The organism is Bradyrhizobium sp. MI1.4 (assembly GCF_055811315.1).
This window is the reverse complement of record NZ_JBVVPP010000160.1, coordinates 1-371: the sequence shown is the minus strand read 5'-3', so window position 1 is coordinate 371 and position 371 is coordinate 1. Positions and strand designations below refer to the sequence as shown.

Below are 371 nucleotides of genomic sequence, written 5' to 3'. Positions count from 1 at the left end.
GTGCCGCTCAGCAGGACGACCTCGTGGCTCCAGTCGAACTGGTAGGCTTCGCCTGGTGCAAAGCTCAGCGGCACATAAGCCGACGCTGTCGAGGTGCCGCGTTCCTTGCTCCACCGTCGGGCGTATCGACGAACCGCATCATAGCCGCCGGCATAACCGAGGCCGTGAAGCTCCTCGAATAGCCGGATCAGCGTCAGCCGTTCCCGCGCCGCCTTGCTCTCATTCCTTGCCAGCAACCGATCGAGCTCGGCACTCCAGGCACCCATCTTCGGGAGCGGCTGCGTCTCGCGCTCGTACCGGAACTCCGTCGCTTGAGAACGAATGACCTTGCGAACCACCTTCCGCGATACGCCAAGTTCTCGGCAGATCGC

Annotated in this window: 1 protein-coding gene; it reads right to left on the bottom strand. The window is 63.3% G+C overall.

The window, feature by feature from the left end:
- A partial coding sequence (locus AC0L23_RS40095) for an IS21 family transposase (RefSeq protein WP_473358437.1) occupies positions 1-368 on the bottom strand: 368 nt, incomplete at its 3' end.
- Between the last annotated feature and the right edge of the window lie 3 nt (positions 369-371).